The following is a 19109-nucleotide window of genomic DNA, read 5'->3' as shown; positions in this document are numbered from 1 at the left end:
CAGTCCCCGCATGATCCCTCGGGGCGTGATCGCATGACTCAGACCCAGGAGCGCTCGCCGCAGCCGGATGCCACAGCTCTGCGGCATCCGGCGGCGGTGCGGCTGGCATGGCTGTGCGCATCCGTGGCGGTGCTCGCAGTATTGTGCATCGCTTCGGTGGCCTTCGGCGCGCGCGACGTCGCCCTCGACGACATGTTCGCCGGTCTCACCGGTGACACCAGCGGCATCGCGCCGGCCGCCGTCGTCGCACGCCTGCCCCGCACGGTGCTCGCCCTCCTGGTGGGCGCGGCCCTGGCGATGTCGGGAGCGGCGATGCAGGCCGTCACGCGCAATCCGCTCGCCGACCCCGGGATCCTGGGAGTGTCCGGGGGCGCCGCCCTGGCGGTTGTCATCGGCATCGCCTTCTTCGGGATGTCAGGCCCGTACGCGTTCATGGCCGCCTCCATCACCGGCGCGGCCGGCGCCGCGGTGTTCGTCTACACCGTCGGCTCGCTCGGTCGCGGCGGCGCGACGCCGCTCAAGCTCGCGCTCGCCGGTGCCGCGTCGTCGGCCGCCTTCATGTCGCTCGTGAGCGCCGTGCTGCTTCCCCGGGTCGACCTCCTTGAGACCTTCCGCTTCTGGCAGATCGGCGGGGTCGGTGGGGCGACCTGGGATCGCATCGCCACAATCCTGCCGGTGCTCGCCCTCGGCGCCGTGGTGACGCTCGTCTGCGCGCGGGGCATGAACTCGCTTGCCCTCGGTGACGACGTGGCGACCGGGCTCGGCGAGCACGTGCTGCGCACGCGGCTGGTCTCGTCGGCCGGCGCCGTCATCCTGTGCGGCGCCGCCACCGCTATCGCCGGTCCGATCGCGTTCGTGGGCCTGATCATCCCCCATCTGTGCAGGCTGCTCGTGGGCACCGACTATCGGTGGCTGCTTCCCTTCTCGGCGGTGGCCGGTGCGGCGCTGCTGGTCACGACCGACGTCGTCGGCCGCGTCATCGCGCGTCCCGACGAAATCGAGGTCGGCATCCTGACCGCGCTTGTCGGCGCCCCGTTCTTCATCTGGATCGTCCGGCGTCAGAAGGTGCGCGAACTGTGACCGCCGCGACCCTCTCCCCCGAAGCTGTGCAGACCGTGCGGACGGTCGCCGCCGGCCGCCGGCGCCGAGCCCGACGGCGCACGGCCGTTGCGATCGCTCTCGCCGTCGCCGTCGCCGTGGTGTTCGTCGCATCGCTGATGGTCGGGCAGACCTCCTACGCCCTCGACGAGGTCGCGCGCGTGATCCTCGGCGAGACCGTTCCTGGCGCGTCGTTCACCGTCGGGGAGCTGCGCCTCCCCCGCGCAGTGCTGGCCATCCTCGCCGGCTTCGCGTTCGGGATCGCCGGCGTGACATTTCAGAGCATGCTGCGCAATCCGCTCGCCTCTCCCGACATCATCGGCATCACAGCGGGCGCGAGCGCTGCGGCAGTGTTCGGGATCGTCATCCTGTCGCTGAGCGACACGGCTGTGGCGATACTGGCCGTGGCCGGCGGCCTCCTGACGGCTCTGGCGATCTATCTCCTGTCGAACAAGGGCGGCTTCGCCGGCACGCGGCTGATCCTCATCGGCATCGGTGTCGCCGCCATGCTCGACGCCGCCATCACCTACGTGCTGTCGAAGGCCGCCGTCTACGACCTCCAGGCGGCCATGCGCTGGCTTACCGGCAGCCTCAATGGGGCGACGTGGTCGGCGGTGCTCCCGCTCGCTGTCGCGAGCCTCGTCTTGGTGCCCGCCCTGTTGTCGCGGGCGCGCGACCTCGACATGATGCGTCTCGGCGACGATGCCGCGGCGAGCCTGGGCGTGGGGCTGCAGGGCACGAGAGTCATCGTGATCGTGACGGCCGTCGCCCTGCTCGCTTTCGCGACGGCGGCCACCGGTCCCATCGCCTTCGTCGCCTTCATGGCCGGCCCGATCGCCGGGCGGATCGTCGGGGCGGGCGGCTCCCTGCTGCTTCCCTCCGGTCTCGTCGGAGCGCTCCTCGTGCAGCTGGCGGATCTTCTCGGCCAGTTCGCTTTCGACAGCCGCTACCCGGTGGGTGTCGTCACGGGCGTCCTGGGCGCACCGTTCCTCATTTACCTCCTCATCAGGACCAACCGTTCCGGAGGCTCGCTATGACCGAATCACACAGTCTCTCCACCGAGAGCCTGACGCTGGCGTACGGCGATCGCACGATCGTCGAGGGTCTCGACCTGATCATCCCTCCCGGCCGCATCACGGCGATCGTCGGCGCGAACGGCTGCGGCAAGTCCACGCTGCTCCGCGCCCTCGCCCGACTCATCTCGCCCCGCGAGGGACAGGTGGTTCTCGATGGCAAGGCGCTCCATGGCCGCCCCACCAAAGAGATCGCGCGCACGCTCGGCCTCCTGCCGCAGAGCCCAATCGCCCCCGAGGGCATAGCGGTCGCCGACCTCGTCGGCCGCGGGCGTCACCCTCACCAGAAGCTGCTGGCTCGCTGGAGCGCGCACGACTACGAGGTGGTCGCGCGCGCCCTCTCGTCCACGGGCATCCAAGACCTCGCCGACCGGTCGGTGGACGAGTTGTCCGGCGGCCAGCGTCAGCGCGCGTGGATCGCGATGGCGCTCGCTCAGGAGACCGACATCCTCCTCCTCGACGAGCCGACGACCTTCCTCGACGTCGCACATCAGGTGGAGGTGCTCGACCTCCTCACCGACCTCAACGTGGAGCGCGGCACGACGATCGTGATGGTGCTCCACGACATCAACCTCGCCGCACGGTACTCCGACCACCTCTTCGCACTCGACTCCGGCAGCATCGTGGCCAGCGGCGCGCCGAGGGATGTCGTCACGACCGAGCTCATCCGCGACGTGTTCGACCTCGATGCGCTCGTCGTGTCCGATCCGGTCTCGGGGTCGCCCATCGTCCTCCCCCGCGGACGACACCACGTGTCGCCCGCGGACCCAGCCGCCGGCGCAGCATCCCTGGCCGCCTCCTCCACCCAGCCCACAGGAGCCTCCCGTGTCTGACGCGCCCTCCCGCTTCTTCCACGCCCGAGTGACGGCGATCAACGACGTGACCCCGAGCTTCCGCCGGTTCACGTTCGGTGGCGGCGATCTGGCCGAGTACGGCGACCCCGGATTCGACCAGCGCATCAAGATCGTCTTCCCCACCCGCACGCTGGGGCTCGACGCGATGCCCACGGGCGACGACTGGTACGCCCAGTGGCGCGATCTTCCCGCTGATCGGCAGCTGCCGTTCCGCACCTACACGACCCGGTACGTGCGCAACCACGTCAGCGAGGTCGACGTCGACATGGTCTCGCACGAGGTGATGGGTCCGGCATCGGACTGGATCGCCCGCGCCCGGCTCGGCGATGAGGTGCTCATCTTCGCTCCGACGCTCGCCCACAGCGGCGTGAGCTTCGGCGTCGACTTCGTGCCGCCCGCGCGGACGGAGGCCATCCTCCTCGCCGGCGATGAGACGGCGGCGCCCGCCATCGCGGCGATCCTCGAGCAGCTTCCCCGCGACGCTCGCGGCGTCGTGGCCCTCGAGGTGCCCCACCCCGGCGACGCGGCGTACCTGCCGCGGCACCCGGGCTTCGTGTACCGGATCGGTGCGCGTGGCGACGGCGAGCGTCACGCCCACCTCGTGAAGTCGGTGACGGATGCCGCGGCCGCGCTCGTGCCGGCGGGTGAAGGGTCCGACGTCGAAGAGGTCGACATCGACTCGGACATCCTGTGGGAGGTGCCGCGCACCGCCAAGGGCGGGGCCGCGCTCAAGAGCGCTCACCTGTACGCCTGGCTGGCCGGCGAGGCGGGAGCCATCAAGGCACTCCGCCGCCACCTGGTGTCCGAACGCGGGATCGACCGCCGTGCGGTCGCCTTCATGGGCTACTGGCGTCTCGGCCGCGCGGAGAGTTGACGCGCCTGGGGTCAATGCGAGGCACGAGCGTTGACGCGAGGCGGGTCAAGGTTGAGGAGCGCGCGAGGAACGAGCACGCGTATCGAAACCTCTGCCCAACCGGGTAGATGCGAGGAACGAGCGTCGACGCGGCGCGACTCAAGGATGGGGAGCGCGCGAGGAACGAGCACGCGTATCGAAACCCACGCGACCGCCAGCGGCTACCCGCGCACGGGAGCCTCGTGCGCGTGGCCGAGCCGAAGGCCCGGGATCAGCGCCGCGAGAGCGAGGGCGCCGGCCATTGCGAAGACGGCGGGGAAGCCGGCATCCGTCGCCGACAGCGCCGTGAACACCAGGCCCATCGCCGCGATCACCGTCGCGCCCCCGAGAGAGTCCGAGATCGACAGCGCGGCCGAGTTGAAACCCTGATTCTGCGGGGTCGAGTACGCGAGCGTCAGCACCGTGAGGCGCGGGTACATGAGGCCCATCCCGCCGCCCGCGAGCGCCCAGCCGGCGATCAGGGCCGCGGGGTGGAGGTGGAGCCCGGCCGTGAGCACGGCCGCGACGAGGGCGGCGGTCAACAGCGCGACACCCAGAACCGTGATGCGGGCGTTGCCGAGGCTATCGCCGATCCGCCCCTGCACGTGCGCCGCGCCCGCCCACGCGAGGGCGGCGGCGGTCAGCCCGAGGCCCGCCCAGGTCGGCGAGAAGCCGTAATCCGCGATGAGGAGGTACGGCACGTAGATCTCCGCGCCGAACAGCGAACCAGCGATGAGTCCGCGCATGAGAACCACGCTGGGCAATCCTCGCCGGGCCCGGAGGGTGCCGCGAGGCAGGAGCGGAGTCGCCGCGAGACCGATGACGACGACGGATGCCGCGACCACCGGCCACGCCCACGCACCGAGTTCACCCGCGAGACTGAGACCCAGCGCGCCGGCGGCCACAGCGACGGCACATGCCAGGCGCGGCGCGATGCGCCCCGTCGCCGGCTCTTCCGTGCCGAGCGGAAGACCGTGCAGCTTGAACACCACCATCGCGAAAGCGATGACGGTGAGCACCGCGACGCCGAGGAACACCCACCGCCAGTGCAGGAACTCCGTCACCGCCCCGGCCAGGAACGGTCCGACCAGCGACGGCACCACCCACGCGGCCGAGAAGGCGGCGAAGACACGGCCGTGCACGGCCGCCGGGTACACGCGGGCCACCACGACGTAGAGGGCGACCGTCTGCCCGCCGGTCCCGAGACCCTGCACGAGTCGGCCGGCGACCAGCACCGGCATCGTGAGCGCCAGACCAGCGAGCGCAAGCCCGACGACGAAGAGCGCGACCGCCGCCGTCAGCGGAACCAGCACACCGCCCCGATCGCACCAGGCGCCGACGGCGACCATGCCGATGACGCTCGTCGCCAGCGTGCCCGCGAAAGCGACCGCGTAGAGGGCATCACCGTCGAGGTCGGCGCTCACCACGGGCATGACGGTCGTGATCGCGAGCGACTGCATGGCGGCCAGGAAGATCAGCGCGACCGCCCCGATGGTGACCCAGACGTACCGGCGGCTCCAGATTCCGGGAGCTCCGGCGTCGACGGCAGCCGGGGAGGTCATCCGGCCAGGCTAACCCGTCGGGCGGACGTACGGGGCGAACGGAGCGCCTTCCGCGCCCCGCGCCCACGGTCAACTGCGGGCCAGCACGCCGATCCGCTCGACCGCCTCGCGGAGGAGGGCGGGGTCGCAGCCGAAGTTGATGCGGACGTGCCCCTTCCCCTCGGTCCCGAAGAGCGGCCCGTGGTGCAGCGCGACCTTCGCCTCGCGGAGGATCTTCACCGCCGGGTTGTCGCCCCAGCCGTAGGCCGAGAGGTCCACCCACGCCAGGAAGCCGGCATCCGGCACGAGATACCGCGCCTCCGGCACGAGCTCATTCAGCAGGTCGGCCAGGAGTCGCCGGTTGGCGTCGAGCGCGGCGAGGAGGCTCTCGAGCCACCCGTCGCTCTCGGAGGAGTATGCGGCGTTGTTCGCCAGGGCGCCGAACAGCCCCGTCCGCCACTCGACCTCCCACGGCAGTCCGCGCAGCACCTTCGCCTGCGAATCCGCACCGGCCACCATGACCGCGCACTTGAGCCCGGCCAGGTTGTAGGTCTTGCTGGCGCTCGTGACGGCATAGCCGATGCGCGCCGCGGCCGGCGACACCCTGAGGAACGGCGTGAACGAGCCGTGGGCGTAGGTGAGCGGAGCGTGGATCTCGTCGCTGATCACCGTGGCACCGTAGCGCTCCGCGAGATCTGCCAGCGCAGCGAGGCTCTCGGCCGAGTGCACGGTGCCGGTCGGGTTGTGAGGATTGCAGAGCAGAACGGCCCGGGCGCCGGCGGCGAGTGCGGCCTCCACGCCGTCCAGGTCGATCCGCCAGCCCGTGGCGTCCGCTTGCAGCGGTACGCGGTCGACGGCCGCCCCGGCCTCCTCCACCGTGTCATAGAACGGCGGGTAGACGGGCGGCATCACGATCACCCGATCGCCGGGTCGCGTCACCGCCCGGAGGATCTCGACGACGCCCATCATCACGTCGCCCGTCCAGAAGACGTGCTTCGGGTCGACCGTCCAGTCCAGGCGGCGCTGGGCGAACCCGACGAACGCCTCGCGGATGCCGGGCTCGGGCGGCGTGTACCCGGTATCGCCGAGCTCGACGGCGCGCGCGAGCGCCCGCGTGATCGCCGGAGCCAGCGCGAAATCGGTCTCCGCGACGAACATCGGGAGCACGTCGTCGGCGTACTTCCGCCACTTCGTGCTCGACCGCTGCCTCAGCTGGTCGAGGGGCACGGCTTGAAGGGGGGTGACGGTGACGCTCACCCGACAACCGTACCGATCCAGCCGCGGACCCCCCGCGAGTAAGTCATCGTATGAAGGTGCCGAGCTCGTGCTGGTCGAAATACTCCAGCACGAGCGTGTCGGCATCGAAGGTCGCCTTCGAGATGCTCCCCGGGTTCGCGTTCTCGCTGAGGGGACGGAAGACGAACTCGTCCCCCGACCAGTGCTCGAGCGTCCACTCCCCCGTCGGTCCCAGTCTCAGCACGAGCTCGTCGCCCTGGACCACCACCTCGGCGGCGCCGAAGTACTCGTTCGCGTACGACCCGGCGTACTCGGCGAGCGGGCGGGCGGGCTCCGGGTCACCCGGCGGCTCCTCCCCGACGAGGGACCCGAACGGGGTGCTGAATCCCGCGAACACCGTGTTCCAGAAGCTCACCCAGTCGCGCCGCTCCTCACCGAACTGCGCGATGTCCATGAACCTCGACGCCACACCCTCCGCAACGCCGTTGGCGGCGGCGTTCGAGAGCACGACGATGCCGAGTCCCGCGGCCGGGAGCATCTTCACGACCGTGCCCGTCCCCATGGCGAACGCGCCCGAATGGTTGACGTCGACCAGTCCACCCGTCGACGTCGACACGTTGAAGCCGTAACCGTACGAGCCGGCTCGCGCGCCGAACTGCCTGGGTGCGCCCATCGGGATCTGAGGCGACATCGCGGGAAGGAGCGACGACTGCTCGATGAAGACCTCGCCGTCGTGCTCGCCGGCGGCCAGCAGCATCGTGGTCCACGTGAGCATGTCGGTGACGTTGGAACTCGCCCCGCCCGCCGGCGACTGCTCGTCGGGCTGCCGCTGCTCGGGATTGACCACCCACTCGCCGTCCCGCTGCACGTGGCCGAGAGCGCGGTTGTCCCGGGACTCGAGGTCGGCGAAGCGCGACGACGTGGACGACATGCCGAGAGGTTCGTAGAGCAGGCGCTCGGACAGGTCCGCCCAGTCCTCGCCGGTCGCCCAGGCCACCGACTCGCCCGCCGCGGTGATGTCGAAGTTGCCGTAGTGATAGACCGCACGGAACGGCTCGAGGGGGATGAAGCGCAGCCTTTCGAGGATCGCCGCGCGGTCGTACCCGATCTCCTCCAGCTCGTCGCCGGCATGCTCGTACAGCCCCGACCGGTGGGCGTACATGTCCGCGATGGTCACGTTCTCGCCGGCGTAGGGGTCGGCGAGCGTGAAGCCCTCCAGATGGGAGGAGACGGGAGTGGTCCACTTCACGATGCCCTCGTCGATCGCGCGAGCCACGACGGTCGCCCCCAGCGACTTCGAGACCGACGCCATGGCGAACACCGTGTCGGCATCGACCGGCTTGCCGGAGTCGACGTCGCGCACTCCGAAGCCGTCGGCGAAGACCACCTCGCCGTCGTGCACGACGCCCACTGCCACACCCGGGGTGCCGCTCAGCTCCATGGCGTCACGGACGGCGTCCGGGATGTCCTCCACCGCGGCGTCGACCTGTTCCTGCGTCACCACCGCGAGCGCGTCCATGCTCGGGTCGTCGTTCACCGTCGGCGGTGACGCCGATGGGGTCGGTGGCGTGGCGGCCGGCACGAACGTGCAGCCTGTCGCGAACAGCCCGATGAACAGCAGGATTCCGGTGCCGCGCGACACGCGCGCCGTGATCGCCCCCATGTGGCGAGTGTGACAGGGTCGGGCGCGCGGCGCGAGGTCCGGATGCGGCCCGAGACCCGATCAGATCGCGAAGCCGAGCGCGCGCATCATGTCGCGCCCGTCGTCGGTGATGCGCTCGGGGCCCCACGGCGGCATCCACACCCAGTTGATGCGGAACCGCTCCACGACGTCGTCGAGCGCCTGGGCGGTCTGCTCCTCGAGCACGTCGGTGAGCGGGCAGCCGGCCGACGTGAGGGTCATGTGGATGACCAGCGCGTCGTTCTCGTCATCCCAGGCGAGGTCGTAGATGAGGCCGAGGTCGACGACGTTGATCCCCAGCTCGGGGTCCATGACGTCCTTGAGCGCCTCGGTCACCTCGTCGTACTTCTCGGGGGTGAGCGTAGCCGTCATATGTCGATCCTACGCTTCGCTGCCGACGGGGGCTTCGGCCGGCTCTTCCGCGCCCGGGGGCAGGAAGCGGTCGTAGCCCTCCTCCTCGAGCCGGTCGGCCAGCTCGGGGCCGCCCTCCTCGACGATGCGGCCCTGCACCATGACGTGTACGAAGTCGGGGCGGATGTAACGGAGGATGCGCGTGTAGTGCGTGATCAGCAGCACACCGAGATCCGACTCGGCCTTCGCGCGGTTCACGCCCTCCGAGACGATCTTGAGGGCGTCGACGTCGAGACCGGAGTCCGTCTCGTCCAGGACCGCGATCTGCGGCTTCAGCAGCTCCAGCTGAAGGATCTCGTGGCGCTTCTTCTCGCCGCCCGAGAAGCCCTCGTTGACATTGCGCTGCGCGAACTTCGGGTCCATGCGCAGAGCCTTCATCGACGACTTGACGTCCTTCGTCCACGTGCGGATCGACGGCGCCTCGCCGTCGATCGCCGTCTTCGCGGTGCGCAGGAAGTTCGTCACGGTGACGCCGGGGATCTCGACCGGATACTGCATGGCCAGGAACAGGCCCGCGCGAGCACGCTCGTCGACCGACATCGCGAGGACGTCCTCGCCGTCGAGCGTGATCGAGCCGCTCGACACCGTGTACTTGGGGTGACCGGCGATCGTGTACGCGAGCGTGGACTTGCCCGAGCCGTTGGGGCCCATGATCGCGTGGGTCTCGCCGGTGCGGATCGTGAGCGTGAGGCCGTTGAGGATCGGCGTGGTGCCGGCATCCGTCTCGACCGTCACATGGAGGTCGCGGATCTCGAGAACAGACATTCTTCAGTACCTTCTTCAGTTCACTTCGAGCTTGACTGCCGCGTCGATGAGCACGTCATCGCCGTCGACGGTGACCGCGAACACCGGGACCGGCTCGTACGCGGGGAGGTTGAGGGGCTTGCCGGTGCGCAGCGAGAACGCCGAGCCGTGGGCCCAGCACTCGAGCGTCTCGCCGTCGACGAAGCCCTCCGAGAGCGAGATGTCGCCGTGGGTGCACACGTCGCCGATGGCGTGGACTTCGCCGTTCGAGTCGAGGACGACGGCGATCGCGACGCCGTCCACCTCCACCCGGCGGGCCTCGTCCTGCACGAGGTCGGTGAGGGCGCACACGCGCTGAGCGGTCATCGGCCTGCCTCCTTGGCGAGTTCTTCCTCGATGGCGGCGAAAAGCTCCGCCTCGAGGTCTTCGACACCGATCTTCTGGACGATCTCGGCGAGGAAGCCGAGCACGACCAGTCGTCGCGCCTCGTCCTCGGGAATGCCGCGCGCCTGCAGGTAGAACAGCTGCTCGTCGTCGAAGCGACCCGTCGCGCTCGCGTGACCGGCTCCGCGGATGTCGCCCGTCTCGATCTCGAGGTTCGGGATCGACTCGGCTCGCGCTCCCTCGGTGAGGACGAGGTTGCGGTTGGCCTCGTACGAGTCCGTGGCCACGGCATCCGCTCCGATCAGCACGTCGCCGATCCACACGGTGCGCGCCGCAGCGCCCTGCAGGGCGCTCTTGTACAGCACGTCGCCGGAAGTCTCCGCGCCCTTGTGGTGCAGGTACACCTGGCTCTCGAGGTGCTGTCCGGCGTCGGAGTAGCTGAGGCCGTAGAGCTCGGCGCGCGAGCCGGTGCCCGCGAGCTCGACGCTCGGGTTCACGCGCACCACGCCGCCGCCGAAGCTGACGACGATGTGACGGAGCGTCGCGTCCCGGCCCACCCGGGCCTGGTGGGATGACGCGTGCACGGCGTCGTCGTCCCACCGCTGCACCGTGACGACCTCGAGGTGGGCGCCGTCGCGGACGATGATCTCGACGTTCTGCGCGTGGTGCGCCGTGCCGGTGTGGTGGAAGACCACGGTCGCGTGCGAGTTCGCCTCAGCCTCGACCACGACGTGCGCGTGAGCCAGTCCGCCGGTGCCCTTGAGCGACACGACGACGGGCTCGGAGTACTCGGCGCCCGCCGGGATGCGCAGCAGCGGCGCCTCGGTCTCCTGCTTCCACGCGATGGCACTCGGCAGGTCCTCGGGACGGAAGACCTCGCCGCGCGGCGCGACGCCGACGGGGAGGCGCTTCTGGACGAGCCCCTCGGGGCCCGTGACGCCGACCTCGATGACGCCGTGGGGACCGGCCTCGTCGGTGAACAGCGGCTTCAGCTGCGCGATGGGCGTGTGCTTCCAGTTGACCTCGCGTCCCGTGGGCGCCTCGAAGGCGGTGGGATCCAGCGACCAGGGTCGCTCCGAGCGGGTCTGGACGGGCACGAAGGCACCGGCGCCATCCGTGTGGCCCTTCGCGCCGGGAACGGTGGGGGCCGAGGTGACAGCGTCTATTGAGTTGACGGGGCTCATCTAGCCGACGGATCCTTCCATGCCCATCTCGATGAGCTTGTTGAGTTCGAGCGCGTACTCCATGGGGAGCTCGCGGGCGATGGGCTCGATGAAGCCGCGCACGATCATGGCCATGGCCTCGTCTTCCGGCAGGCCGCGGCTCATGAGGTAGAAGAGCTGCTCCTCGCTGACCTTCGAGACGGTGGCCTCGTGGCCGAGCTGCACGTCGTCGACGCGGATGTCGATCGCCGGGTACGTGTCGGAGCGCGAGATGGTGTCGACCAGCAGCGCGTCGCACCGCACGGTGTTCGCCGAGTGGTGGGCGTTGGCGTCGACGCGCACCTCGCCCCGGTAGCCGGCGCGGCCGCCGCCGCGGGCGATCGACTTCGACACGATCGACGACTGCGTGTACGGCGCCATGTGGATCATCTTGGCGCCGGCGTCCTGGTGCTGACCGGGGCCTGCGAAGGCGACCGAGAGCGTCTCACCCTTGGCGTGCTCGCCCATCAGGAAGATCGACGGGTACTTCATCGTCACCTTGGAGCCGATGTTGCCGTCGATCCACTCCATGGTGGCGCCCTCGTGCGCGACGGCGCGCTTGGTGACGAGGTTGTAGACGTTGTTCGACCAGTTCTGGATCGTCGTGTACCGCACGCGGGCGTTCTTCTTGACGATGATCTCGACGACGGCTGAGTGCAGCGAGTCGCTCTTGTAGATCGGCGCGGTGCAGCCCTCGATGTAGTGGACGTACGAGTCCTCGTCCGCGATGATGAGCGTCCGCTCGAACTGGCCCATGTTCTCGGTGTTGATGCGGAAGTAGGCCTGCAGCGGGATCTCGACGTGGACGCCCTTCGGCACATACACGAACGAGCCGCCCGACCACACCGCGGTGTTGAGAGCCGCGAACTTGTTGTCGCCGGCGGGGATCACCGTTCCGAAGTACTCCTCGAAGAACTCCGGGTGCTCGCGCAGAGCCGTGTCGGTGTCCATGAAGATGACGCCCTGCTGCTCCAGGTCCTCGCGGATCTGGTGGTAGACGACCTCGGACTCGTACTGCGCGGCGACGCCGGCGACCAGGCGCTGGCGCTCGGCCTCGGGGATGCCGAGCTTCTCGTAAGTGTTGCGGATGTCTTCCGGCAGCTCCTCCCAGGAGCCCGCCTGCTTCTCCGTGGACCGCACGAAGTACTTGATGTTGTCGAAGTCGATCTCGCTGAGGTCCGCGCCCCACGTCGGCATCGGCTTGCGGCCGAAGAGCTGATAGCCCTTGAGCCGCGTCTTGAGCATCCATTCGGGCTCGTTCTTGAGCGTCGAGATGCCACGCACCACGGACTCGTCGATGCCCCGCTTGGCAACGGCTCCCGCGGCGTCGGCATCATGCCACCCGAACTCGTAGACACCCAGGCCTTCCAGCTCCGGGCGATCGATCAGCACATCAGACATCGTCACGTTCTCCTCCGGGCCCTGGCGGTGTGATCCGTCCCGGCATCCGAGTTCTCCGGTGGAGATACCGGAGGGGGGATGCCGCTTCTCGGGCCCTCTCAAGCGGCGCCGATCATCGCGCCTAGACTGTCATTGGTGCGCGGAACTCTGAAACGACTCTCGCTCAGTGCATACGCGCCCGACCCCTCGATTCTACAGGTTCCGGCCCCTCCCGGCCGCGCCGTGACTTTCCGCCAGGACAGCGCCGCGCGCGCACGCGCGGCGGCCGGGGCCTCTCTCAGGAAGCGACGACCCGCATGTCCGCGCAGCAGACGACCACCGCCCCGACGGGAATCTGGAGGCGTCTGTGGCTGTGGCTCCCCGATACCGTGGACCGCCGGGTCGTGGCGGCCGCCTGGGCCACGCTCGTCGTGCAGATCGGCATCGTCGGAACGGGCGGACTCGTGCGCCTCACCGGCTCGGGACTGGGCTGCGACACGTGGCCGCGGTGCAGCGAGGACTCGTTCGTGCCCGTCCCCGAGGTATCGGGCGTGCATGGCTTCATCGAGTTCGGCAACCGCCTGCTGACCTTCGTGCTCGTCGCCGTCGCGATCATCACGTTCCTGTTCGTGGTGCGGATGCGTCGTGAGCGTCGCGACCTGTTCTGGCTGTCGCTCCTCATCGGCCTCTACGTGCCGGTGCAGGCCGTCATCGGCGGCATCACGGTGCTGACCGGCCTCAATCCCTACATCGTCGGACTCCACTACTTCGCGTCGGTGCTGCTCGTCGCCCTGGCCTCGGCGCTCGTCGTGCGCGTGTACGCGGTGCCCGGGCCGCGGGCACGGGCGGTGGCGCGCTGGTACGCGGTCGTGACGCACCTCACCAGCGCGTTCGTGCTGCTCACCGTGGTCGTCGGCATCCTCGTCACGGGGTCGGGGCCGCATGCCGGGGACGGCGGGGCGGCGCGCAATGGCCTGAATCCCGAGCTCATGCAGCACATCCACGCGTGGCCGGCCTACATCACGTTCGGGCTGACGCTCGTCCTCGTGGCGGGGTCGTGGCGCACTCCCCCGGCGCTCCGCCTGCCACTGTGGACGCTGCTGCTGCTGGCGGTCGAGGTGGTGCAGATCGCCGTGGGACTGTGGCAGGCGCGGACTGGTCTTCCGATCGTCCTCGTGAACATCCACATGGTGCTCGCTGTGGCGCTCGTCGCCGCGATGACCGCGGTCGTCATGCATCTGAAGGCACCGGTCCGGGCCGCCGCGCACAGCTGATCCATAGCAACCGGATTGGCATCGCACGGACTCCTTTGCGAGGGTGTATTGCCGCGGCCGCCCGGGTCGCGCACCCCGAGGAGTGATCGACACATGTCCACCCGTCCCCGTCTTACCCGCAGCATCCCCTTCTGGGGCCTTCTCGTGGTCTCTGTCGCGACGATCGCCGGCGGCTGGTACATCACCACCGACAAGATCGGCTCCATGACCACGACGCTGACCGACGGCTCCGCGACCGGCGTCGACGTCTATGTCGGCCAGACGATCGCGCAGCTCGGCTCCATCCTCATCGGCGCCGGCGTGATCGGCGTGCTGCTCGCTCTCGGCATCGCCGCGCTCTCCACGCTCCGCCCGCAGCCCCCTGTCGAGGTCGTGGAGCCCATCGACGGGACCTCCGAGACCGAGACCGCCGAGGAGGCGCCGGAAGCCGCCCCCAGCGGCGCCCAGGCCCAGCCGGCCGCCGCGACCGAGGCCGAGGAGCCCGTCGCCGCGCGCTGACATCGCGAGAAGAGGCCGTCCGGTTCGCCGGGCGGCCTCTTCCGTCCCCCGCGCGGTGACGACTCGCCCCGAAGTCGGAGATAGCCCCACGATCGGAGCGCGGACGGCTTTGCGCTCCGACCTCAGGGTGATCTCCGACCTCGTGACGCCAGCACGTGATGTGCCCCGCGGTGACATCCCCGCGCGGTGACGACCCCGCGTGGTGACGACCCCGCGGTGACGACCAACCACGAAGTCGGAGATCGCCGCAGGATCGGGGCTCGGACGGCCTTGCGCTCCGATCTCAGGGAGATCTCCGACCTCGTGGCGCCGGCACGTGATGTGCCCGGCGTCATCACGCCCTGTGCAAGCCCTGCGCGATCGCCTGCATGATCGTGGACTGTACGAAGGGCCAGTCCGAGAGCAGCTGGTGATACCCGAAGCGGAAGACCGTGTATCCCTGCAGCCGGAGGAGGGCGTCGTGGGCGATGTCCGATTCGCGCCGCGGCCCGACGTGGTGAGCGCCGTCGAGCTGGACCACCAGACGCTCGCCGATGAGGTGATCCACCGGGCGGCCCAGGATCCAGATCTGCGCCAGGATCCGCACCCCGAGCCAGCGCAGTCTCGTGGAGAAGATCGTCTCGAGGCCCGAATCCGCGAAGGGCTGCGCTTCGTCACGCAGAGTACGCGCCGCGGCCGGGAGAGGCAGCCGCGCGAGAGTGGCGGCGTCGACCTGTCTCGTGCGCAGCGCCGAATCCCAGATCGCGAGCGCCGCCTCGTGCGGCTGGCAGGCCGCGACGAGCGAGAGCACGTTCTCGATCGGGTCGACGAGCCGGTCCGGATGCCGCGGCACGACCGGTTCGGCCCAGTGCACCGTCGACGCTCCCCCTGGGGGGACACGCCCGTGCGGCCGGGCTGCGACGTGCGTGCGATCCTCGGCGAGGACCCAGAGCCCCGCGCGCCGCGCCGCCGTGACACACGTCAGCACCACGCCGCCCCGGGCCGCGGCGACCAGCTGAGTATCGGCATCCGGCACCGCCAGCCAGTCGCGCGCCACCCGCACGAGCGATCCGCGCTCCACTGCGAGCCTCAGGTAGTGCCGGGAGTGCCCCTCAAGCTGCAGAGATGTCGCGCGTGCGACGCCGCCCCGCGATCGCACCGCGCCCACGATCTCATCTTCGTTGCGAGCGGCGCGGTCGGCTGCTCGCGAACTCCTGTCGCTCGGCACGACGCCAGCTTGACCGACGTGGGCGCCGCGTCGGGGGCGCGAGGCTCCTCCTGTGGGCAACTGCGACCGCGCGCTCGTTGTGGAGGAGCCTGTCCCTCGCCACAGGATCGGAGATCTCCGTGATGTCGGGCCGGGGGCGAGGATCGCCCCGCTCCGGCGTCGATCTCCGACGTCGTGGTGCAGCCGAGGCGGGTGGGCTCACCCGCCCGCGGTCAGAACGGGAGCAGCGGGTCGACCGCGATCGCGAAGAACAGCAGGGTGAGATAGGTGATCGAGGCGTGGAACACGCGCATCGGCCTCGGCTCGGTGCCCCGCACCGCGCGGCTGTAGAGCACGTGCGACTCGTAGATGAACCAGCCGCCGAAGACCAGCGCCGACACCGTGTACACCAGCCCCATGCCGGCGACCGGGATGAGCAGGAGCGAGCACACGACGGTGGCCCAGGCGTACAGGATCACCTGCAGACCCACCTGCGAGCCCTCGCGCGTGGCGCCCAGCATCGGCACGTCGACCCCTTCGTACTGGTCCTTGTACTTCATGGACAGCGGCCAGTAGTGCGGGGGCGTCCACAGGAACACCAGGGCGAAGAGGATGACCGGCGGCCAGGCGAGCGAACCCGTGACCGCGGTCCAGCCGATCACGACAGGGAAGCACCCGGCGATGCCGCCCCAGACGATGTTCTGCTCGGTGCGGCGCTTGAGGATCATCGTGTAGATCACGACGTAGAAGAAGATGGCGCCCGCCGACAGCGTCGCGGCCAGCCAGTTCGTCGTGAGCCACAGCCACAGGGTGGAGAACACGGCGAGCGACCACGCGAAGATCAGCGCCCCGCGCGGCGAGACCTCGCCGGTCACGAGCGGGCGGTTCACCGTGCGCTGCATGTGCGCGTCGATGTCGCGGTCGAGGTACATGTTGAAGGCGGCCGCCGAGCCGGCGCTCGCCGTTCCGCCGATGACCGTCGCGAGAACCAGCCAGATGTCGGGAAAACCGCCCTCGGCCAGGATCATGACCGGCACCGTGGTGACCAGCAGCAGCTCGAGCACGCGCGGCTTCATCAGCGCGATGTACGCGCGGACGGTGCGGCCGAAGCTCTGACGGGACCGTCGGGATTCGTCGACGGATGCCTCGGTCCCGGCCGTCTTCGTGCTGTCCATGGCCCCCGCAATCGCTGCCTGCAGAATCTCGTCAAGTCTAGGGCATCGGCGTGTCGCGCCCCGCGCCGGCGCAGGCCGGCGTGCGGCAGGGCGGGACAGGAGGCGGCGCATCACATCGCCGGGCCCCGTCCCGTGAGCACAACGTGACGCCCGCGACACCGGTATGTCACCGATCGGGACCGGCCGTTCGCAAGACTCCGTCACATAGACGCCTCTCACGACCTGAGCGGGATGCCGCTTCGCTATGCTGAGAGACACGCGCGCCCGTCGCCGATTCCCCCCTTCTCCGTCCGGACAAGGGCCGCGAGCCGGTCACACCTCGGGCGCACAGACACTTCCTCGAGAAAGGCGGTCCGGTGTCGGATCTGCGTTGGGATGAGATCGATCGGCGCGCGGTGGATACTGCTCGCGTCTTGGCTGCGGATGCGGTGGAGAAGGTCGGCAACGGCCACCCGGGCACCGCGATGAGCCTGGCGCCGGCGGCGTACCTGCTGTATCAGCGCGTGCTGCGGCACGACCCGGCAGATACGCACTGGCTGGGCCGTGACCGGTTCATCCTGTCGGCAGGGCACTCCTCGCTGACCCAGTACGTGCAGCTGTACCTGGGCGGGTTCGGGCTGGAGCTCGACGATCTGAAGGCGCTGCGCACCTGGGGTTCGCTCACGCCGGGTCACCCGGAGTACGGGCACACCAAGGGCGTCGAGATCACCACCGGCCCGCTGGGCCAGGGTCTCGCCTCGGCGGTGGGCTTCGCGTACGCGGCCCGCTACGAGCGCGGCCTGTTCGATCCGGAGGCACCGGCCGGCACCTCCCCGTTCGACCACCACGTCTATGTGATCGCCGGTGACGGCGACCTGCAAGAGGGCGTCACCTCCGAGGCGTCGTCGCTCGCGGGCCACCAGGAGCTCGGCAACCTCATCGCGATCTATGACTCGAACCAGATCTCGATCGAGGACGACACCAACGTCGCCTTCACCGAGGATGTCGCGAAGCGCTACGAGTCCTACGGCTGGCACGTGCAGGTCGTGGACTGGAAGAAGACCGGCGAGTACGTCGAGGACGTCGCCGAGCTGTACGGCGCGATCGAGGCCGCGAAGGGCGAGACGGGCAAGCCGTCCCTGATCATCCTGCGCACCATCATCGGCTGGCCCTCGCCCGGCAAGCAGAACACCGGCAAGATCCACGGCTCCGCGCTCGGCGCCGATGAGCTCGCCGCGACGAAGAAGGTCCTCGGCTTCGACCCCGAGCAGTCCTTCGTCGTCGCCGACGACGTCCTGGCGCACACGCGGGCGCTCGCCGAGCGTGCCGCCGAGCAGCGCGCGTCGTGGCAGGAGTCGTTCGATGCGTGGGCCGCGGCCAACCCCGAGCGCAAGTCGCTGCTCGACCGCCTCGAGGCCGGCGAGCTGCCCGACGACATCACCGCCGCTCTCCCCTCGTTCGAGGCCGGCAAGGACGTCTCCACGCGTGCCGCTTCGGGCGTCGTGATCAACGCCCTGGCCGCCGAGCTGCCCGAGCTGTGGGGCGGATCCGCCGATCTCGCCGAGTCGAACCTCACGACGATCAAGGACGCCAAGTCGTTCATCCCGTCGGAGTGGTCCACGCACGAGTGGTCGGGCGACCCGTACGGCCGGGTGCTGCACTTCGGCATCCGCGAGCACGCCATGGGCGCCATCGTCAACGGCATCAAGCTGCATGGCCCGACCCGCCCGTTCGGCGGCACGTTCCTCATCTTCAGCGACTACATGCGCCCGGCGGTGCGCCTGGCCGCACTGATGAACATCCCCTCGGTCTTCGTGTGGACGCACGACTCCGTCGCGCTCGGCGAGGACGGGCCCACCCACCAGCCGATCGAGCAGCTCGCGACTTTGCGCGCCATCCCGAACTTCTCGGTGGTGCGCCCGGCCGACGCCAACGAGACGTCGGCCGCGTGGCTGGAGATCCTGCGCCGCCAGGGCGGCCCGTCCGGCATCGCGCTGACGCGCCAGAACATCCCGGTGTTCGAGCGCGGCACCGGCGAGGCGGAGGGCGACGTGTTCGCGTCGGTCGACGGCGTCGCCAAGGGCGCGTACATCCTCGCCGAGGCCCCGAACGGCAGCCCCGACGTGATCCTCATCGCCACCGGATCCGAGGTGCAGCTGGCCGTCTCCGCGCGCGAGACCCTGGCCGCCGAGGGCGTGGGCGCCCGCGTCGTCTCGGCCCCGTCGCTCGAGTGGTTCGACGAGCAGGACGCCTCGTACCGCGAGAAGGTGCTCCCCGCCGCCGTCAAGGCGCGCGTGTCGGTCGAGGCCGGCTCGCCCCTCACGTGGCGCGGCATCGTCGGCGACGCCGGCCGCTCCGTCGCGATCGACCACTTCGGCGCGTCGGCCGATTACAAGACCCTGTTCCAGAAGTTCGGCATCACCGCCGACGCCGTCGTCGAAGCCGCCCGCGAGTCCCTCGCAGCCACGGCAGCACTCGATCTCGCGGCAGCGAAGTAAGCA

The 19109-nt window shown here is 69.9% G+C and carries 17 protein-coding genes; 7 read left to right on the top strand and 10 right to left on the bottom strand.

The window, feature by feature from the left end; genetic code table 11:
- Window positions 1–33: 33 nt before the first annotated feature.
- Genes ACN9MP_RS07785 through ACN9MP_RS07770 form a run of 4 tightly spaced genes read left to right on the top strand, consistent with a single transcriptional unit; the run spans window position 34 to window position 3899 of the window.
- Window positions 34–1080 carry a FecCD family ABC transporter permease gene (locus ACN9MP_RS07785; RefSeq protein WP_426325349.1) on the top strand — a complete coding sequence of 349 codons (1047 nt, stop codon included), beginning with the start codon at window positions 34–36 and terminating at the stop codon, window positions 1078–1080.
- Window positions 1077–2135 (top strand): FecCD family ABC transporter permease, encoded by a 1059-nt coding sequence (locus ACN9MP_RS07780; protein WP_426325347.1) that lies wholly within the window; start codon window positions 1077–1079, stop codon window positions 2133–2135. Before ACN9MP_RS07785 ends, ACN9MP_RS07780 begins: the two co-directional genes overlap by 4 nt.
- On the top strand, window positions 2132–3004 hold the full coding sequence (locus ACN9MP_RS07775; RefSeq protein ID WP_426325346.1) for an ABC transporter ATP-binding protein: 873 nt from the start codon (window positions 2132–2134) through the stop codon (window positions 3002–3004). The genes ACN9MP_RS07780 and ACN9MP_RS07775 overlap by 4 nt, the downstream gene beginning before the upstream one ends.
- Window positions 2997–3899: a siderophore-interacting protein gene (locus ACN9MP_RS07770; RefSeq protein WP_426325344.1), complete on the top strand. Its 903-nt coding sequence runs from the start codon at window positions 2997–2999 to the stop codon at window positions 3897–3899. The genes ACN9MP_RS07775 and ACN9MP_RS07770 overlap by 8 nt, the downstream gene beginning before the upstream one ends.
- Before the next feature lie 200 nt (window positions 3900–4099).
- Here the strand turns inward: ACN9MP_RS07770 and ACN9MP_RS07765 are convergent, their stop codons facing one another.
- From ACN9MP_RS07765 to sufB, 8 genes are all read right to left on the bottom strand, one after another.
- Entirely contained in the window at window positions 4100–5479 is a 1380-nt protein-coding gene (locus tag ACN9MP_RS07765) for an MFS transporter (RefSeq protein WP_426325342.1), read from the bottom strand.
- Window positions 5480–5548: 69 nt separating this feature from the next.
- Entirely contained in the window at window positions 5549–6715 is a 1167-nt protein-coding gene (locus ACN9MP_RS07760; RefSeq protein WP_426325340.1) for a MalY/PatB family protein, read from the bottom strand.
- 43 nt (window positions 6716–6758) lie between these two features.
- Complete coding sequence (locus ACN9MP_RS07755) at window positions 6759–8357, bottom strand: serine hydrolase (protein ID WP_426325338.1); 1599 nt, start codon at window positions 8355–8357, stop codon at window positions 6759–6761.
- A gap of 60 nt (window positions 8358–8417) precedes the next feature.
- On the bottom strand, window positions 8418–8747 hold the full coding sequence (locus tag ACN9MP_RS07750) for a metal-sulfur cluster assembly factor (RefSeq protein WP_018170657.1): 330 nt from the start codon (window positions 8745–8747) through the stop codon (window positions 8418–8420).
- Window positions 8748–8756: 9 nt separating this feature from the next.
- Complete coding sequence (gene sufC / locus ACN9MP_RS07745) at window positions 8757–9551, bottom strand: Fe-S cluster assembly ATPase SufC (RefSeq protein ID WP_426325336.1); 795 nt, start codon at window positions 9549–9551, stop codon at window positions 8757–8759.
- A 15-nt stretch (window positions 9552–9566) separates the two neighbouring features.
- Window positions 9567–9896, bottom strand: coding sequence for a non-heme iron oxygenase ferredoxin subunit (locus tag ACN9MP_RS07740; RefSeq protein ID WP_426325334.1), 330 nt, complete (start codon window positions 9894–9896; stop codon window positions 9567–9569).
- Window positions 9893–11098: a Fe-S cluster assembly protein SufD gene (gene sufD, locus ACN9MP_RS07735; RefSeq protein WP_426325332.1), complete on the bottom strand. Its 1206-nt coding sequence runs from the start codon at window positions 11096–11098 to the stop codon at window positions 9893–9895. Before sufD ends, ACN9MP_RS07740 begins: the two co-directional genes overlap by 4 nt.
- Window positions 11099–12517 carry a Fe-S cluster assembly protein SufB gene (sufB, locus tag ACN9MP_RS07730; RefSeq protein ID WP_426325330.1) on the bottom strand — a complete coding sequence of 473 codons (1419 nt, stop codon included), beginning with the start codon at window positions 12515–12517 and terminating at the stop codon, window positions 11099–11101.
- A gap of 296 nt (window positions 12518–12813) precedes the next feature.
- On the opposite strand from sufB, the gene ACN9MP_RS07725 reads away from it, so the two are divergent.
- Both ACN9MP_RS07725 and ACN9MP_RS07720 read left to right on the top strand, forming a co-directional pair.
- Entirely contained in the window at window positions 12814–13770 is a 957-nt protein-coding gene (locus ACN9MP_RS07725) for a COX15/CtaA family protein (RefSeq protein WP_426325328.1), read from the top strand.
- A gap of 93 nt (window positions 13771–13863) precedes the next feature.
- Entirely contained in the window at window positions 13864–14268 is a 405-nt protein-coding gene (locus ACN9MP_RS07720) for a dinucleotide-utilizing enzyme (RefSeq protein ID WP_426325326.1), read from the top strand.
- A 334-nt stretch (window positions 14269–14602) separates the two neighbouring features.
- Here the strand turns inward: ACN9MP_RS07720 and ACN9MP_RS07715 are convergent, their stop codons facing one another.
- Together ACN9MP_RS07715 and ACN9MP_RS07710 are read right to left on the bottom strand one after the other, a co-directional pair.
- Window positions 14603–15415 carry an endonuclease domain-containing protein gene (locus ACN9MP_RS07715; protein ID WP_426325325.1) on the bottom strand — a complete coding sequence of 271 codons (813 nt, stop codon included), beginning with the start codon at window positions 15413–15415 and terminating at the stop codon, window positions 14603–14605.
- A 272-nt stretch (window positions 15416–15687) separates the two neighbouring features.
- Window positions 15688–16629: a heme o synthase gene (locus tag ACN9MP_RS07710; protein WP_426325323.1), complete on the bottom strand. Its 942-nt coding sequence runs from the start codon at window positions 16627–16629 to the stop codon at window positions 15688–15690.
- 356 nt (window positions 16630–16985) lie between these two features.
- Between ACN9MP_RS07710 and tkt the strand changes: the two genes are divergently transcribed.
- The gene (gene tkt / locus ACN9MP_RS07705) at window positions 16986–19106 is read left to right on the top strand and encodes a transketolase (protein ID WP_426325321.1); all 2121 of its coding nucleotides are present in this window, start codon (window positions 16986–16988) and stop codon (window positions 19104–19106) included.
- The last annotated feature ends 3 nt before the right edge of the window (window positions 19107–19109 follow it).

Source organism: Microbacterium sp. E-13 (assembly GCF_049912955.1).
Lineage (GTDB): Bacteria > Actinomycetota > Actinomycetes > Actinomycetales > Microbacteriaceae > Microbacterium.
Note: the sequence above shows the minus strand (reverse complement) of the source record. Positions and strands in the feature narration are given on the sequence as shown.

Bases quoted from the DNA above. Each gene is read 5' to 3' on its own strand.
- sufC (WP_426325336.1), bottom strand. From the start codon at position 9,551: ATGTCTGTTCTCGAGATCCGCGACCTCCATGTGACGGTCGAGACGGAT.
- ACN9MP_RS07750 (WP_018170657.1), bottom strand. From the start codon at position 8,747: ATGACGGCTACGCTCACCCCCGAGAAGTACGACGAGGTGACCGAGGCG.
- ACN9MP_RS07785 (WP_426325349.1), top strand. From the start codon at position 34: ATGACTCAGACCCAGGAGCGCTCGCCGCAGCCGGATGCCACAGCTCTG.
- sufD (WP_426325332.1), bottom strand. From the start codon at position 11,098: ATGAGCCCCGTCAACTCAATAGACGCTGTCACCTCGGCCCCCACCGTT.
- sufB (WP_426325330.1), bottom strand. From the start codon at position 12,517: ATGTCTGATGTGCTGATCGATCGCCCGGAGCTGGAAGGCCTGGGTGTC.
- ACN9MP_RS07710 (WP_426325323.1), bottom strand. From the start codon at position 16,629: ATGGACAGCACGAAGACGGCCGGGACCGAGGCATCCGTCGACGAATCC.
- ACN9MP_RS07720 (WP_426325326.1), top strand. From the start codon at position 13,864: ATGTCCACCCGTCCCCGTCTTACCCGCAGCATCCCCTTCTGGGGCCTT.
- ACN9MP_RS07775 (WP_426325346.1), top strand. From the start codon at position 2,132: ATGACCGAATCACACAGTCTCTCCACCGAGAGCCTGACGCTGGCGTAC.
- ACN9MP_RS07765 (WP_426325342.1), bottom strand. From the start codon at position 5,479: ATGACCTCCCCGGCTGCCGTCGACGCCGGAGCTCCCGGAATCTGGAGC.
- ACN9MP_RS07725 (WP_426325328.1), top strand. From the start codon at position 12,814: ATGTCCGCGCAGCAGACGACCACCGCCCCGACGGGAATCTGGAGGCGT.
- ACN9MP_RS07740 (WP_426325334.1), bottom strand. From the start codon at position 9,896: ATGACCGCTCAGCGCGTGTGCGCCCTCACCGACCTCGTGCAGGACGAG.
- ACN9MP_RS07755 (WP_426325338.1), bottom strand. From the start codon at position 8,357: ATGGGGGCGATCACGGCGCGCGTGTCGCGCGGCACCGGAATCCTGCTG.